The 14,812-nt window shown below is 59.9% G+C and carries 14 protein-coding genes and 4 tRNA genes; 9 read left to right on the forward strand and 9 right to left on the reverse strand.

Annotated features, from left to right (window positions below):
- Window positions 1–8 precede the first annotated feature (8 nt).
- Together HKK53_RS25180 and thiO are read left to right on the forward strand one after the other, a co-directional pair.
- Window positions 9–410, forward strand: a complete 402-nt coding sequence (locus HKK53_RS25180) for a type IV pilin protein (RefSeq protein WP_169405738.1) — start codon at window positions 9–11, stop codon at window positions 408–410.
- Window positions 411–465: 55 nt separating this feature from the next.
- Window positions 466–1,566: a glycine oxidase ThiO gene (gene thiO, locus HKK53_RS25185; protein WP_169373016.1), complete on the forward strand. Its 1,101-nt coding sequence runs from the start codon at window positions 466–468 to the stop codon at window positions 1,564–1,566.
- Window positions 1,567–1,621: 55 nt separating this feature from the next.
- On the opposite strand, the gene HKK53_RS25190 is transcribed toward thiO, so the two are convergent.
- From HKK53_RS25190 to HKK53_RS25205, 4 genes are all read right to left on the reverse strand, one after another.
- Complete coding sequence (locus tag HKK53_RS25190; protein WP_169373017.1) at window positions 1,622–2,962, reverse strand: sigma-54-dependent transcriptional regulator; 1,341 nt, start codon at window positions 2,960–2,962, stop codon at window positions 1,622–1,624.
- A 2-nt stretch (window positions 2,963–2,964) separates the two neighbouring features.
- Window positions 2,965–4,554, reverse strand: coding sequence for a sensor histidine kinase (locus HKK53_RS25195; RefSeq protein ID WP_169373018.1), 1,590 nt, complete (start codon window positions 4,552–4,554; stop codon window positions 2,965–2,967).
- A complete protein-coding gene (locus HKK53_RS25200; protein WP_169373019.1) occupies window positions 4,544–4,777 on the reverse strand; it encodes a PP0621 family protein in 234 nt (77 codons plus the stop codon). Before HKK53_RS25200 ends, HKK53_RS25195 begins: the two co-directional genes overlap by 11 nt.
- 125 nt (window positions 4,778–4,902) lie before the next feature.
- Entirely contained in the window at window positions 4,903–5,925 is a 1,023-nt protein-coding gene (locus HKK53_RS25205; RefSeq protein WP_169373020.1) for an outer membrane protein assembly factor BamD, read from the reverse strand.
- A 151-nt stretch (window positions 5,926–6,076) separates the two neighbouring features.
- Between HKK53_RS25205 and rluD the strand changes: the two genes are divergently transcribed.
- The 7 genes from rluD (at window position 6,077) to HKK53_RS25240 (ending at window position 11,171) form a co-directional block, all read left to right on the forward strand.
- The gene (gene rluD / locus HKK53_RS25210; protein WP_007942311.1) at window positions 6,077–7,039 is read left to right on the forward strand and encodes a 23S rRNA pseudouridine(1911/1915/1917) synthase RluD; all 963 of its coding nucleotides are present in this window, start codon (window positions 6,077–6,079) and stop codon (window positions 7,037–7,039) included.
- Complete coding sequence (gene pgeF, locus HKK53_RS25215) at window positions 7,036–7,761, forward strand: peptidoglycan editing factor PgeF (protein ID WP_169373021.1); 726 nt, start codon at window positions 7,036–7,038, stop codon at window positions 7,759–7,761. The genes rluD and pgeF overlap by 4 nt, the downstream gene beginning before the upstream one ends.
- A 131-nt stretch (window positions 7,762–7,892) precedes the next feature.
- The gene (gene clpB, locus HKK53_RS25220) at window positions 7,893–10,457 is read left to right on the forward strand and encodes an ATP-dependent chaperone ClpB (protein WP_169373022.1); all 2,565 of its coding nucleotides are present in this window, start codon (window positions 7,893–7,895) and stop codon (window positions 10,455–10,457) included.
- Between the two features lie 297 nt (window positions 10,458–10,754).
- Window positions 10,755–10,830, forward strand: a tRNA-Asn gene (locus tag HKK53_RS25225).
- A gap of 9 nt (window positions 10,831–10,839) precedes the next feature.
- Window positions 10,840–10,916, forward strand: a tRNA-Pro gene (locus HKK53_RS25230).
- A gap of 5 nt (window positions 10,917–10,921) precedes the next feature.
- A tRNA-Lys gene (locus HKK53_RS25235) sits at window positions 10,922–10,997 on the forward strand.
- Between the two features lie 97 nt (window positions 10,998–11,094).
- Window positions 11,095–11,171 (forward strand) — tRNA-Pro (locus tag HKK53_RS25240).
- A gap of 195 nt (window positions 11,172–11,366) precedes the next feature.
- On the opposite strand, the gene HKK53_RS25245 is transcribed toward HKK53_RS25240, so the two are convergent.
- From HKK53_RS25245 to HKK53_RS25265, 5 genes are all read right to left on the reverse strand, one after another.
- A complete protein-coding gene (locus HKK53_RS25245) occupies window positions 11,367–11,765 on the reverse strand; it encodes an HvfA family oxazolone/thioamide-modified RiPP metallophore (RefSeq protein ID WP_169373023.1) in 399 nt (132 codons plus the stop codon).
- A gap of 308 nt (window positions 11,766–12,073) precedes the next feature.
- Window positions 12,074–13,372 carry an NAD(P)/FAD-dependent oxidoreductase gene (locus HKK53_RS25250; RefSeq protein ID WP_169373024.1) on the reverse strand — a complete coding sequence of 433 codons (1,299 nt, stop codon included), beginning with the start codon at window positions 13,370–13,372 and terminating at the stop codon, window positions 12,074–12,076.
- A 60-nt stretch (window positions 13,373–13,432) separates the two neighbouring features.
- Window positions 13,433–13,606 carry a DUF3094 family protein gene (locus tag HKK53_RS25255; RefSeq protein WP_054051322.1) on the reverse strand — a complete coding sequence of 58 codons (174 nt, stop codon included), beginning with the start codon at window positions 13,604–13,606 and terminating at the stop codon, window positions 13,433–13,435.
- Window positions 13,607–13,660: 54 nt separating this feature from the next.
- Window positions 13,661–14,188 carry an MOSC domain-containing protein gene (locus HKK53_RS25260; RefSeq protein WP_169373025.1) on the reverse strand — a complete coding sequence of 176 codons (528 nt, stop codon included), beginning with the start codon at window positions 14,186–14,188 and terminating at the stop codon, window positions 13,661–13,663.
- Window positions 14,185–14,811 (reverse strand): DUF1780 domain-containing protein, encoded by a 627-nt coding sequence (locus HKK53_RS25265; RefSeq protein WP_008154887.1) that lies wholly within the window; start codon window positions 14,809–14,811, stop codon window positions 14,185–14,187. The genes HKK53_RS25260 and HKK53_RS25265 overlap by 4 nt, the downstream gene beginning before the upstream one ends.
- Between the last annotated feature and the right edge of the window lies 1 nt (window position 14,812).

Below are 14,812 nucleotides of genomic sequence, written 5' to 3' on the forward strand. Positions count from 1 at the left end.
TTGAGGCAATGCGCAGATCCAACCGAGGTTTTACCCTGATCGAAATCATGATCGTGATTGCGATCATCGGGATCGTTATCACCATTGGCTATCCGAGCCTTACCGAGTACACGAAAAAGGGCCGTCGCACCGAGGTGGCCGGGCTGCTTTCCGAGCAGGCGCAGATTCTTGAGCGGTTCTATTCCAAAAATAACCTCTACACCGGCGCCACCGGCCTGAGCACAGGTAACGACTTTTACACCATCACTCCGACCATCACCGACCAGACCTTCCTGCTGACGGCGGTGCGCAAGTCAGGTACGAACATGGCGACCGACAAGTGTGGGGATTTCACCATCACCAACACTGGCGTCAGAAGCATGGTCAACGCCACGTTCGGGCTGGCCACCAAGGATTGCTGGGGCCGCTGAGTTTCCTTTTTGGGCGCCTTTTGCGCCCCTGTCTATTGAACGGTTGGATCAGAACATGAGCAGGCAACAGCAAGTGGTGATTGTCGGCGGCGGGGTGATCGGCCTGCTGACCGCGTTCAATCTCGCGTCCGAAGTGCAGAGCGTTGTGCTGCTGGATCGCTCGAACGTCGGCCAGGAATCGTCCTGGGCCGGCGGCGGCATTGTTTCACCGCTTTATCCGTGGCGCTACAGCCCGGCGGTCACGGCGCTGGCTCACTGGTCCCAGGATTTTTATCCACAGCTGGGTGAGCGTCTGTTTGCCGCCACCGGCGTCGACCCCGAAGTGCACACCACCGGGCTTTACTGGCTGGATCTGGACGATGAAGCCGAAGCACTGGCCTGGGCCGAACGGGAAAACCGTCCGCTGCGGGCTGTGGATATCTCGGCAGCCCATGACGCGGTGCCGGTCCTGGGCGGTGGTTTCTCACGGGCCATCTACATGGCCGATGTGGCCAACGTGCGCAACCCGCGGCTGGTCAAGTCTCTGAAGGCGGCGCTGTTGGCGCTGCCGAACGTGACGATCCATGAGCAATGCGAAGTCAGCGGGTTTATCCGTGACGGCGACGCGGTGGTCGGGGTGCAGACGTCCACGGGCGCGATTCTTGGCGATCAGGTTGTGTTGACGGCGGGCGCCTGGAGCGGCGACTTGCTGAAAAGCCTCGGCCTGGAACTGCCGGTCGAGCCAGTCAAGGGTCAAATGATTCTGTACAAGTGTGCGGCGGATTTTTTGCCGAGCATGGTCTTGGCCAAGGGCCGGTACGCGATTCCGCGTCGCGACGGACATATCCTGATCGGCAGTACGCTGGAGCACGAAGGGTTCGACAAGACCCCAACCGGATCGGCGCTGGAAAGCCTGAAGGCCTCGGCCGTGGAGTTGATCCCGGCGCTGGCGGAAGCCGAGGTGGTGGGGCATTGGGCCGGGCTGCGGCCGGGCTCGCCGGAAGGCATTCCCTATATTGGCCGGGTGCCGGGTTTTGCCGGGCTGTGGCTCAACTGCGGGCATTACCGCAATGGATTGGTGCTGGCGCCGGCGTCGTGCCAGTTGTTTGCGGATGTGATGCTGGGCAGGGCGCCGATCATTGATCCGGCGCCGTATGCGCCGGCGGGGCGAATTTAAGGCGAAGAGCAAAAGATCGCAGTCTTCGGCAGCTCCTACGGGGGCTGCGATCTTTTCAATCCAAACCTAATTTCTTGAGCCGATAGCGCATCGACCGAAACGACAGATTCAACCGTTGCGCCGCCGCCGTGCGATTCCAGCGGGTTTCCTCCAGTGCCTGGAGGATGAGTTTGCGTTCGACGTTTTCCAGATAATCTTCCAGATTGTCGATCCGCGTCAGGTCCGGCACGCCGGCCTCAGCGGTGCAGTTGCCTTCGGCCAGGCGCAGGTCGCTGGCTTCGATCTGTTTGTTCTCACACAAGGTGTGGGCGCGTTCGAGCATGTTCTCCAGCTCCCGCACATTGCCCGGGAAACGGTAGCTTTTCAGCGCTTCAACGGCTTGCGGGTGCAGTTTTGCCGCGGGTTGGCCAGTGCCGGCCGCCAGACGCTTGAGCACATGGCTGGCCAGGGTCTCGATATCGTCCCGACGCTCGCGCAAGGGCGGGACCCGCAGTTCGATCACATTGAGCCGATAGTACAAATCCTGGCGAAAACGTTCGGCGCTGACTTCAGCGTCGAGGTCCTTGTGGGTGGCGCAGAGGATACGCACATCGACCACGGTTTCCTGCTGCCCGCCGACGCTGCGCACCGCTTTCTCCTGAATCGCCCGCAGCAACTTGACCTGCATGGCCAGTGGTAAATCAGCCACTTCATCGAGGAACAGGGTGCCGCCATGGGCCGCCTGGAACAGCCCGGGCTTGTCTTCGATGGCGCCGCTGAAGCTGCCCTTGCGATGGCCGAAGAATTCACTTTCCATCAATTCCGACGGTATCGCTCCGCAATTGACCGGCACGAAGGGGCCGTTCGAACGCGGGCCTTGTTCGTGGATCAGGCGGGCGACCAGCTCCTTGCCGCTGCCGGATTCGCCGCTGATGTACACCGGTGCCTGACTGCGGGCCAGTTTGTCGATTTGCTTGCGCAGGCTGCGCATCGGCAGTGAATCGCCGAGCAAGCGGCGATCAATCGCGGTGCTGGCGCCACCCGGAGCCGGTAGGCGCAAGGCACTGGTGACCAATTCTCGCAGCCGGGTGAGGTCCACCGGTTTGGTCAGGAAGTCGAAAGCGCCGGCCTTGAGGGCGTTGATCGCCGTTTCCAGGCTGCCATAGGCGGTGATCATCGCCACCGGCACTTGCGGATAACGTTGCTGGATGTGTTGTACCAGCTCCAGGCCGGTGCCATCGGGCAGGCGCATGTCGGTCAGGCACAGGTCGAATGTCTCCCGGCCCAGCAGGGCCTGGGCTTCGCCGAGGTTGCGGGCACTGAACGTGTCGAGTTTCATCCGTCCCAGGGTGATTTCCAGGAGTTCGCGGATATCCGGTTCGTCGTCGACGATCAGGACTTTCTGCTGTGGGCTCATGTTCAACTTTGTTTCCGTCCGTGTGCAAAGGTGATGCGAAAGCAGCCGCCGCCTTGGCGTGGTTTGAAGTCTAGGCGGGCCTGGTTGCTTTCGCACAGCTCACGGGACAGATAGAGCCCGAGGCCTGTGCCTTGGGTGCTGGTGGTGAAGAACGGTTCGAACAGGTGCACTTGCTGATCCGGCGCCACGCCGGGGCCGTTGTCCAGCACTTCGAGAACCGGCAACTGGCTGTCGGTGTCGATAAACAGCTCAAGCCAGACCTCGGCCCTGTCATGGGTCAAGGCGCTGTGCCGCCAGGCATTGCGCAACAAGTTGTCGAGAATCTGGGTCAGTTGGTTCGGGTCCATCAACGTTGTGAAGTGGCCCAGGCCGATGCGCAGGTGAATGTGCTGGCGTTCGGTCGCGGCCTCACGGGCTTCTTCGACGAACTGCGCCAGCCACGGCTTCAGATCGAGCCGCTGCGGTGCGGTTTGCTGGCGGCGGGACAGTTGCAGGACGTTTTCGATAACCCGATTCATTCGTTGAGAGTGGTCTTGGATAATCTGGGTCAGACGTCGATCCGCGTCGTTCAGTTCCTCGGATTCCTGCAGCAACTGCGCGGCGTGACTAACGGCGCCCAGCGGGTTGCGGATCTCGTGGGCGATACCGGCGGTCAGGCGACCGAGGGCGGCGAGCTTCAATTGCTGGGCCTGCTGGGCGATCTGGGCGAGGTCTTCGAGAAAGACCAGCGTTTGATGGTGCGGGCTTTGGTCGAGGGCAATGAAGCTCGGTTGCAGCTCCAGGCCGGAACGGGCGACTTTCAAGCTCTGGGGACGCAAGGTCGGGTTGTTGAGCCACAGTTGCAGGCGCTCGACCAGGGTTGGCGAGTAATCATCGATCAGTTGGCCGTCCAGCCGTTCCTGGCCCAGCAGGGACAGGGCACTGTGGTTGGCCAGTTGCACGCGGCGCTGGTCGTCCAGCACCAGGATGCCGGTACGCATGCGTTGCAGAATCAGCACATTGAGGGCTTCAAGGCCAACCACCTCGCTGGCACGCTGCTCGGCGAGGTGCTCACTGACTTCCAGGCGCCGGATCAAGCCTTGCACCAGCAACGCCGCGGCAAAGCACAGCGCGCCGAGGGTGCCGGCTTGCAGATAGTCACTGGGGCTGGCGGGGTGGCTGAAGCTCAGCAGGAAACTCAAACCGACAATGCCGATGGCCGCGACTGCCGCGATCACCAAACCAATACGTCCGCGCAATAGCGTATTGCCGATGGCCACTGACACGATCAGCAGATTGCCGATGGCACTGGCCACACCACCGGCGGCGTAGAACAGGCCGCACAACAGCAATACATCGACCAGGGTCAGGCTGAACAGCTGCGTCCGGCGCCGGGTGTTCTCCAGGAACACCACCAGCAGAATGTTAAGCACCAGGTACAACCAGCTGCCACTGCGCAGCAAGTCGTTATCGGCGAGCGCCAGCAACTGGTTGTCCATGTTGCTGGAAATCAACAACACCAGGGTGATGCCGACGCTTAAACGGTACAGATGATAGAGGCGCAGCAGTCGCTGGGCCTGTTTGTTGCCGGGGCTGGAGGCCTCAGCGGTCACTGGAACCCGGGCCTTGCTCAAGGTGAGCCTGGCTGCAATACCACTGTTGTTGAAGGTTCAGCGCACGGTCGCGGGGCAGGTGAACGCCACAGTGGGCGCAGCGCACCATGGGGGCCGCTTCCAGCTCGGCGGAGGATTTTGGCGCTGAAACCTGGCCCTTGAACTTGCGCCAGAACCATACCGCAGCGGCAATCAGGGCGATCCAGAACAGTAAACGAAGCATGGTGGGCTGCTTTAAGAATGATGATCAGGCAGTTTAGCCAAGGACATGACGGGCGCACAGCGTAATAAATCGCCGCCATAAAAAAGGGAGACTCAAGAGTCTCCCTTTTCGTACAACCCGAGGTGTCAGTCGAACACACCGAAGGTCATGTAGCTGAACCACGAACGGTCGCTGTTGTTGCCTTCCGCTTCGTGTTGCTCTTCCTCGATCACATCGCCGTTTTCATCTTTAGGCTTGAGATCGTTCGGAATCGAGTCTTTCGCGTCCTGGAACTGCTTCTGCACGTCCTGGTTGGCGCGGGTTTCGCCCGGCGGCAGCGGCGGACGGGATTCGATCAGGCCCAGGGTAGCCTTGCTCAGCCACGAACGGTTGTCCGCTTCGTCGACCGATGGCTTGAACTGACCGTCCACCAGGCTTGGGTGGTTCGGGTAGTTGAGCTTCAGGGTTTCGAGGCTGGTGGTGGCCAGTTCGTCCAGGTGCAGACGCTGGTAGGCCTCGACCATTACCGCCAGGCCGTCTCCGACCGAAGGGGTTTCCTGGAAGTTTTCCACTACGTAACGACCACGGTTCGCGGCGGCGACATAGGCCTGACGAGTCAGGTAGTAGTCGGCAACGTGAATTTCGTAGGAAGCCAGCAGGTTGCGCAGGTAAATCATGCGCTGCTTGGCATCCGGCGAGTAGCGGCTGTTCGGGTAGCGGCTGGTCAACTGGGCGAACTCGTTGTACGAGTCGCGGGCAGCGCCGGGGTCACGCTTGGTCATGTCCAGCGGCAGGAAGCGCGCCAGCAGGCCGACGTCCTGGTCGAAGGAGGTCAGACCCTTGAGGTAATACGCGTAATCCACGTTCGGATGCTGTGGGTGCAAACGAATGAAACGCTCGGCGGCAGACTTGGCAGCCTCAGGCTCGGCGTTCTTGTAGTTGGCGTAGATAAGCTCGAGTTGAGCCTGATCAGCGTAGCGCCCGAACGGATAACGCGACTCCAGGGCCTTCAGCTTGGCTGTGGCGCTGGTGTAGCTGTTGTTATCCAGGTCGGTCTGAGCCTGCTGGTACAGCTCGACTTCGCTAAGGTTTTCGTCTACGACTTCCTTCGATGAGCAAGCAGCGGTCAATGCGAGGATGGCGATCAGCAGCAGGTGTTTCACTTGCATGGCGGCTTGCGTCCCTATGACGGCCGCTGTCTTGGGCGGGGCCGTCCTGTTATGATGAGCGCCCCGTTGAATAGCCTCGGGGCAAAAGACGCCGTATTTAACCACAAGCGCGCAGCCGAAACCAAAGGCTGTGCCGACGCCTAGTCTGAGCATGTCCGATAAAATTGAACTTCGCGCAGAGGTGCCGTCCGAATTGGGCGGCCAACGCCTCGATCAAGTCGCCGCACAATTATTCGCTGAGCACTCGCGCTCGCGCCTTTCCGCCTGGATCAAAGACGGCCGCCTGACTGTGGATGGGGCGGTTATCCGCCCGCGAGACATTGTTCATGGTGGTGCCATTCTTGAACTCACTGCCGAGCAGGAAGCTCAGGGCGAATGGATCGCTCAGGACATCGAGCTGGACATCGTCTACGAAGACGACGACATCCTGGTGATCAACAAACCTGCGGGTCTGGTGGTGCATCCGGCTGCCGGTCACGCTGATGGCACCTTGCTCAACGCCTTGCTGCACCACGTGCCGGACATCATCAATGTGCCCCGCGCCGGTATCGTGCATCGCCTGGACAAGGACACCACTGGTCTGATGGTGGTGGCCAAGACCATTCAAGCGCAGACGCAACTGGTTACACAGTTGCAGAGCCGCAGCGTCAGCCGGATCTACGAGTGCATCGTGATCGGTGTGGTCACTGCCGGTGGCAAGATCAACGCGCCGATCGGTCGCCACGGCCAGCAACGCCAGCGCATGGCGGTGATGGAAGGTGGCAAGCAAGCCGTCAGCCACTACCGTGTGCTCGAGCGTTTCCGCTCCCACACCCACGTGCGGGTGAAGCTGGAAACCGGTCGTACGCACCAGATTCGCGTACACATGGCCCACATCAACTACCCGTTGGTCGGAGACCCTGCCTACGGCGGTCGCTTCCGTATCCCGCCGGCAGCCAGTGTGACCATGGTCGAATCGTTGAAGGCTTTTCCGCGTCAGGCGCTGCATGCGCGGTTCCTGGAGCTGGATCATCCGACCACCGGTAAACGCATGAGCTGGGAATCGCCACTGCCGGACGATTTCGTCTGGCTGCTGACTCTGCTCAAGCAAGACCGCGAGGCGTTCATCGGATGAGTGACTGGCTGATTCCCGACTGGCCTGCGCCTGCCGGGGTGAAAGCCTGCGTTACCACCCGTGCGGGCGGCGTCAGTCTGGCGCCGTTCGACAGCCTCAACCTCGGCGATCACGTCGACGACAGTCCCGAAGCCGTGGCTGAAAATCGCCGTCGTCTCACCGATCATTTCTCGATCCAACCGGCCTGGTTGCAACAGGTCCACGGCATTGTCGTGGCTGATGCCGATCCGGGCCGGGTGGTGACCGCTGATGCCAGCTGGACCGCAACCCCCGGAGTTGCCTGCGCGGCGATGACGGCGGATTGCCTGCCGGCGCTGTTCTGCGACCGAGCCGGCACACGCGTCGCGGCGGCCCATGCCGGTTGGCGCGGGTTGGCGGCCGGTGTGCTGGAAGCGACCCTCGACAGTCTGGGCGTGGCGTCAGAAGAAGTCATGGTCTGGCTCGGCCCGGCGATTGGCCCGCAAGCCTTTGAAGTCGGCCCGGAAGTACGGGAAGTCTTCATCCAGCAATTGCCTGAAGCCGCAAAAGCCTTTGTCCCGAGCCACAACGCCGGCAAGTTCATGGCCGACATCTATGAGCTGGCGCGTTTGCGTCTGGCTGCGCGTGGTGTCACCGCTGTTTATGGTGGCGGTTTCTGTACCGTGACCGATCCGCGCTTCTTTTCTTACCGTCGCAGTCCGCGCACCGGTCGGTTTGCCTCCCTGGTCTGGCTCGAAGACTAAGCTTCCCTGATCTACATCAACTGTACGACGCTTGAAACTCCCAGAATCGACCGCATCTATAGCGGTATCTGGCAGGTTTCTTCATTCAGGATGGTTTTCTAGGTCCGGCCTGCTCAAAAGGAAGGTGACCCATGCGTATAGACCGTTTAACCAGCAAATTGCAGTTAGCTCTATCCGACGCCCAATCCCTGGCTGTCGGCCTCGATCATCCGGGCATTGAACCGGCGCACTTGATGCAAGCCATGCTTGAGCAACAGGGTGGTTCGATCAAACCTCTGTTGATGCAAGTCGGCTTTGACGTCAACAGCCTGCGCAAAGAGCTGACCAAAGAGCTCGATCAACTGCCGAAAATCCAGAACCCGACCGGCGACGTCAACATGTCGCAGGACTTGGCGCGCCTGCTCAACCAGGCCGATCGCCTGGCGCAGCAGAAGGGTGATCAGTTCATTTCCAGCGAGCTGGTGTTGCTCGCCGCCATGGACGAGAACAGCAAGCTCGGCAAGTTGCTGCTCGGCCAGGGTGTGAGCAAGAAAGCCCTGGAAAACGCGATCAACAACCTGCGTGGCGGCGAAGCCGTCAATGATGCGAACCACGAAGAGTCGCGTCAGGCGCTGGACAAGTACACCGTCGACCTGACCAAGCGCGCCGAAGAAGGCAAGCTTGACCCGGTAATTGGCCGTGACGACGAAATTCGCCGGACCATTCAGGTCCTGCAACGCCGCACCAAGAACAACCCGGTGCTGATCGGCGAGCCTGGCGTGGGTAAAACCGCCATCGCCGAGGGCTTGGCCCAGCGCATCATCAACGGCGAAGTGCCGGACGGCCTCAAAGGCAAACGCTTGCTGTCCCTGGACATGGGCGCGTTGATTGCCGGTGCCAAGTATCGCGGTGAGTTCGAAGAACGCCTGAAATCCCTGCTTAACGAACTGTCGAAGCAGGAAGGGCAGATCATTCTGTTCATCGACGAACTGCACACCATGGTCGGCGCCGGTAAAGGCGAAGGCTCGATGGACGCGGGCAACATGCTCAAGCCAGCCTTGGCCCGTGGCGAGTTGCACTGCGTCGGCGCGACCACGCTCAACGAGTACCGCCAATATATAGAGAAGGACGCGGCCCTCGAGCGGCGTTTCCAGAAAGTACTGGTGGAAGAGCCGAGCGAAGAAGACACCATTGCCATCCTGCGTGGCCTCAAGGAGCGTTACGAGGTTCACCACAAAGTGGCGATCACCGACGGCGCGATCATCGCCGCGGCCAAGCTGAGCCATCGCTACATCACTGATCGGCAGTTGCCGGACAAGGCCATCGACCTGATCGACGAAGCCGCCAGCCGTATCCGCATGGAGATCGACTCCAAGCCGGAAGTGCTGGACCGTCTGGAGCGGCGCCTGATTCAGCTGAAGGTGGAATCCCAGGCGCTGAAGAAAGAAAGCGACGAAGCAGCGATGAAGCGCCTGGAAAAACTCCAGGAAGAAATCGTCCGTCTGGAGCGTGAGTATTCGGACCTCGAAGAAATCTGGAATTCGGAAAAAGCCGAAGTCCAGGGGTCGGCGCAGATCCAGCAGAAAATCGAACAGTCCCGTCAGGAACTGGAAGCCGCACGCCGTAAAGGTGACCTGAACCGCATGGCCGAGCTGCAATACGGGATCATCCCGGACCTGGAGCGCAGCCTGCAAATGGTCGACCAGCACGGTAAAAGCGAGAACCAGTTGCTGCGCAGCAAGGTGACCGAGGAAGAAATCGCGGAAGTCGTGTCGAAGTGGACCGGCATTCCCGTGTCGAAGATGCTCGAAGGCGAGCGCGACAAGTTGATGAAGATGGAAAGCCTGCTGCACCAACGTGTGATCGGCCAGGACGAAGCGGTGATCGCGGTTTCCAACGCAGTACGGCGTTCCCGTGCCGGGTTGTCCGATCCGAATCGCCCGAGCGGTTCGTTCATGTTCCTCGGCCCGACCGGTGTCGGTAAAACCGAGCTGTGCAAGGCGCTGGCCGAGTTCCTCTTTGATACGGAAGAGGCGATGGTGCGGATCGACATGTCCGAGTTCATGGAGAAACATTCCGTGGCTCGCTTGATCGGCGCGCCACCAGGCTACGTGGGCTATGAAGAGGGCGGTTACCTGACCGAGGCGGTGCGTCGCAAGCCTTACTCGGTGATCCTGCTGGACGAGGTCGAGAAGGCCCATCCGGACGTCTTCAACATCTTGCTGCAAGTGCTGGAAGATGGCCGCCTAACCGACAGCCATGGCCGCACGGTGGATTTCAAGAACACCGTGATCGTCATGACCTCCAACCTCGGTTCGGTACAGATCCAGGAGCTGGTTGGTGATCGTGAAGCACAACGGGCGGCGGTGATGGATGCGATTTCCACGCACTTCCGGCCGGAGTTCATCAACCGGGTCGACGAGGTGGTGATCTTCGAGCCGCTGGCGCGGGATCAGATCGCGGGCATCACCGAGATCCAGTTGGGTCGCCTGCGCAGTCGCCTGACCGAGCGCGAGCTGAAACTGGAGCTCAGTCCGGAAGCGATGGATAAGTTGATCGCAGTGGGTTACGACCCGGTCTATGGCGCACGGCCGCTCAAACGAGCAATTCAGCGCTGGATCGAGAACCCGTTGGCGCAGCTGATTCTGTCCGGTCGTTTCCTGCCGGGCGAGACCGCTGTCGGCAAGGTGGAAAACGACGAAATCGTTTTCGACTGAGGCGTAACGCCAGTGAAATAAACAAGGCCTCGCATTGCGAGGCCTTTTTTTCGCCAGGCTGTTGAACTGAAAGGAAAAGGCTTGTAAAGTGCGCCCCGCAGTAAGTCACCCGCAAGGGTTTCTACTCCCCAAGTAGAAATCTGAAATAAGTTGCAAATCATTAACTTGAATGCAAATTAGGGGGTTGACAGAGGTGCTTAAGATTGTAGAATAGCGCGCCTCAGACACACGAACGCAGCGATGCGAACGGGTCGAGAGATGCAGCAAGCTTCACCGTTGTAAATTGAAATATGTAGTTCCGTGATAGCTCAGTCGGTAGAGCAAATGACTGTTAATCATTGGGTCCCAGGTTCGAGTCCTGGTCACGGAGCCAATTTCAAACCGGGGTATAGCGCAGTCCGGTAGCGCGCCTGCTTTGGGAGCAGGATGTCAGGAGTTCGAATCCCCTTACCCCGACCATTTTTGGGTCGTTAGCTCAGTTGGTAGAGCAGTTGGCTTTTAACCAATTGGTCGTAGGTTCGAATCCCACACGACCCACCATTTTTGAAACCAGTTAACGCTGGGATCAGATCTTAAGATCAGAGGCCAAAAGCGCTGATCGAAGAAGAAGGCGACTGAAAGGTCGCCTTTTTTTTACCGGGGTATAGCGCAGTCCGGTAGCGCGCCTGCTTTGGGAGCAGGATGTCAGGAGTTCGAATCCCCTTACCCCGACCATATTAAAAATCCTCGTATCGAAAGATACGGGGATTTTTTTTGTCTGCTGGAAAGCAAGCTCCTTCAAATCTCGTCAACTTGCCAATACGAGCCATAAGCTGTCAGAACTGGTCCAGCGCTTTCGGGTATAAATCCGCCAGACGCAAAAAAGCCGCGCTTCCCGTCGAGGAATGCGCGGCTTGTTTGTTCTGAGGCTTAGGCGCCGTCTTGGTCTTTCAGGTGTTCGAACAGACCTTTTGGCATTTTCTTGCCGTTGGCTTCGAAGTTGGCTTTCACGTTGTCGAAAGCCTCTTGCTCGTCGATGAAGCCATCGTGGTTTTTGTCGATTTTGTCGAAGTTGGACTTCGGCGCGACGGCCTGGAATTCGGCACGGGAGACTTTGCCATCGCCATCAGTGTCGGTCTTGGCCATCGACGCATCGCCACATTTGCCTTCACCACACTTGCCTTCAGGCGTCTTCACGACCTGTTCGGCGGAGGCCAGCAGGTAGCCTTGGGTCAGCGGCTGGGAAGCGAACACGGAGCCGGTCAACATCATGCCGCCAGCCAAAACAGCGCCGAGCAGACCGATAGTGTTTTTAGTGGTACGGGACATTTGAAATCTCCTGGGTTGCACGACACAACCGCTCGATAAAGGGTGCCGCGTTATTGCGGCGTTAACCGAAGCAGGCGGTGCCTTGCTCGGGTGTGGCCATTTAACGGTGCGGGTGTATCGCTTCTGTGTCGTGCAAGGGGGAGTTTGTAAGCGAAGGGGGGGAAAGGCGGGGCGGGATACAGTGAGACACACAAGTGTCAGGAAGTTGAATCGCGGCGCCCCATTCGCGAGCAAGCCTCGCTCCTACGGTCATCATCCTGTAGAAGCGAGGCTTGCCCGCGAAGAGGCCCTATCTGACGCTGAATATCTTAATGCAGCTTCAGTCGCGGCTCAGTCCCACGTCCAATCTTGCTCCCGAGCATCAACATCGCCGTACGAAACGCGCCATACAGCGCCATCTGGTGCATTCGGTACAACGACACGTAAAACATCCGCGCCAGCCAGCCTTCCAGCATCACGCTGCCAGTGAGGTTGCCCATCAAGTTACCCACAGCCGAAAAACGCGACAGCGAGATCAGCGAGCCGTAGTCGGTGTACTTGTACTCCGGCAAGGTCTTGCCTTCGATCCGCAGCTTTAGCGATTTGGCCAGCAACGACGCTTGCTGATGCGCAGCCTGGGCGCGCGGCGGTACGTTGCGGTCGGTGCCCGGTTGCGGGCAGGCGGCGCAGTCACCGAAGGCGAAGATGTTTTCGTCGCGGGTGGTTTGCAGGGTCGGCAGCACTTGCAGCTGATTGATGCGGTTGGTTTCCAGGCCGTCGATGTCCTTGAGGAAACCCGGCGCACGAATCCCGGCGGCCCAGACTTTCAGGCTCGCATTGATCACTTTGCCGTCGGCGGTGATCAGGCTTTCGGCCGTGACTTCGCTGACCGCCGCGTTGGTCATCACATTGACCCCGAGTTTCTCCAGGGTTTTATGCACAGGACCGCCGATACGTTCCGGCAGGGCAGGCAACACCCGGGGCCCGGCTTCGATCAGGGTAATGTGCATGTTTTCCGGTTTGATCCGGTCCAGACCGTAGGCCGCCAGTTCATGGGCGGCGTTGTGCAGTTCTGCTGCCAATTCGACGCCAGTCGCACCGGCACCGACGATGGCCACGCTGATCTGCTCCACGACATCGGTTTGCCCGGCATGGGCACGCAGGTAGTGGTTGAGCAATTGCTGGTGGAAGCGCTCGGCCTGTTTGCGGGTGTCGAGGAACAGGCAATGCTGCGCCGCGCCCTGGGTGCCGAAATCGTTGGTGGTGCTGCCGACGGCAATCACCAGCGAGTCGTAACCCACCTCGCGCGCCGGGACCAATTCAATGCCGGCTTCGTCGTAGGTCGCCGCTAACTGAATTTTTTTCGACGCGCGGTCGAGCCCGCTCATGCGCCCGAGCTGGAACTCGAAGTGGTTCCATTTGGCCTGGGCAACATAGTTGAGTTCGTCTTCGGAAGAGTTCAGCGACCCGGCCGCCACTTCATGCAACAGCGGTTTCCAGATGTGGGTCAGGTTCGCGTCGACCAGCATCACACTGGCCGTGCCGCGCTTGCCCAGAGTCTTACCCAGACGGGTAGCCAACTCCAGACCGCCGGCGCCGCCGCCAACGATAACAATACGGTGAGTCATGGGGATATCTCGCAAGGCTAAAAGAAATCGGTGCGGTCACCCCCGCGAGCGCAAGGCAGCTCATAGCGTCAGGTAACCGATAAGTCGGCTCAGCAGGCCCAAACCAATGGTCACTGCCAGCACCAGCACCAGGAGCATCCAAGGCCGGAAAGGCCGGCGCTCGACTCGGTGCTGGGACAAGTGCAGGTACTCTTCGACATGCTTTTGGTCGTCGGGGTTCAGGCGGCTGGTCATATTGGGCCTCGTCAGGGGTAGACGTTGCTGAATGTGTAGAAGCTACAGGCTGATTTAACGAACGTTGAACGGAGCATAGCCGGTGTCGGGAATGGGCTCGACGCTCACCGTATCGTCCAGTCGAATGATCCCACTTTGTAACACTCGGGCAGTGATTCCGCCATGTCCGCGCACGGCCTGAAAGGTCCCGGGGCCGAGGTTGTTTTGCAGGCGGGCGCAGGGTTGGCACCAGCCGGTGGTTTCGAAAATCGCCTGGCCGATCTTGAAGCGCCGACCCTTTAGGCTGAACAGGTTGATGCCGCTGATCACCAGGTTGCGCCGCAATTCACCCGGCAGCACCGGTTGATCCTCCGGGCGTCCCATCAGCGAACTGATCACCGCCAGGTGCTCCCACTGAATCAGCGTCACCTGCCGCGCATTGCGTACGCCGGGGCGGGCCTTGTCACCGGTCAAACCGGCCTCAAGCCGCGCTTCCACGACCTCGAGTTCAATCATCGGCACATGGGACGCCGGGCGCACGCCGATCCAGCGCACACGGCCAATTTGCGGGACTTCGGCAATCAATTCCTGCAACGGGCTCACAGGCTGATCCCGACGTCGAAGACGATGCTGCGGCCGAGGTTACTGCGCAAAAAGTCCGGGGCATCGGGATGGGCGAACAGCACCCGGGCGAATGTCGGCCCGACCAGAGACAACGAGCGCCAGCCCTGGCGCAGGTATTCGGTGGGCGGCGGGAAATGGCTGTTGAGGTCCAGCACTTCGCGCTTGAGACTGGCGAAGGCGATGATGTCCAGCTCGCCCAAATCCATGCCGCGCTCTTTGTAGTTGTGGGCTTTTTTGCGCAAGGTCGGCGCCAGTCTCAGCAAGAATTCATTGGCTGGAATGCGTCGGGGCTTGGCCTCGCGACGCACCAGCGAACTCAGGGAAAACGCGCTGCGTCGTCGTTGCAGCTCGTCGCGCCATTCATCGTTGAGGCGCCGGCCTTCGTCGAGGACGAAGAACACCTCGAAACTGGCATCGCGAAACAACACGTCCGGCGGCTCCCCGGCTGGGGCAAATTCGTCGGCGCGATAGGGAATGTTCAGGCCTTGCAGCAGGCGCTGGCAGACCCAACGCTCACGCTCCCATTTGCGGGCATTGGACAGGAACGCGTTGGCTTGCTCGGCCGCGATGGTCAGCAGGCGTAAATAATCTGAGTCATCCATA

Source organism: Pseudomonas sp. ADAK7 (assembly GCF_012935675.1).
In the GTDB taxonomy this organism is placed as follows: domain Bacteria; phylum Pseudomonadota; class Gammaproteobacteria; order Pseudomonadales; family Pseudomonadaceae; genus Aquipseudomonas.

What these genes read in the sequence shown, in the direction of transcription:
- HKK53_RS25180 (WP_169405738.1), top strand. Translation starts at nt 9, where the DNA reads ATGCGCAGATCCAACCGAGGTTTTACCCTGATCGAAATCATGATCGTG.
- thiO (WP_169373016.1), top strand. Translation starts at nt 466, where the DNA reads ATGAGCAGGCAACAGCAAGTGGTGATTGTCGGCGGCGGGGTGATCGGC.
- HKK53_RS25190 (WP_169373017.1), bottom strand. Translation starts at nt 2,962, where the DNA reads ATGAGCCCACAGCAGAAAGTCCTGATCGTCGACGACGAACCGGATATC.
- HKK53_RS25200 (WP_169373019.1), bottom strand. Translation starts at nt 4,777, where the DNA reads ATGCTTCGTTTACTGTTCTGGATCGCCCTGATTGCCGCTGCGGTATGG.
- HKK53_RS25205 (WP_169373020.1), bottom strand. Translation starts at nt 5,925, where the DNA reads ATGCAAGTGAAACACCTGCTGCTGATCGCCATCCTCGCATTGACCGCT.
- rluD (WP_007942311.1), top strand. Translation starts at nt 6,077, where the DNA reads ATGTCCGATAAAATTGAACTTCGCGCAGAGGTGCCGTCCGAATTGGGC.
- pgeF (WP_169373021.1), top strand. Translation starts at nt 7,036, where the DNA reads ATGAGTGACTGGCTGATTCCCGACTGGCCTGCGCCTGCCGGGGTGAAA.
- clpB (WP_169373022.1), top strand. Translation starts at nt 7,893, where the DNA reads ATGCGTATAGACCGTTTAACCAGCAAATTGCAGTTAGCTCTATCCGAC.
- HKK53_RS25245 (WP_169373023.1), bottom strand. Translation starts at nt 11,765, where the DNA reads ATGTCCCGTACCACTAAAAACACTATCGGTCTGCTCGGCGCTGTTTTG.
- HKK53_RS25250 (WP_169373024.1), bottom strand. Translation starts at nt 13,372, where the DNA reads ATGACTCACCGTATTGTTATCGTTGGCGGCGGCGCCGGCGGTCTGGAG.
- HKK53_RS25255 (WP_054051322.1), bottom strand. Translation starts at nt 13,606, where the DNA reads ATGACCAGCCGCCTGAACCCCGACGACCAAAAGCATGTCGAAGAGTAC.
- HKK53_RS25265 (WP_008154887.1), bottom strand. Translation starts at nt 14,811, where the DNA reads ATGGATGACTCAGATTATTTACGCCTGCTGACCATCGCGGCCGAGCAA.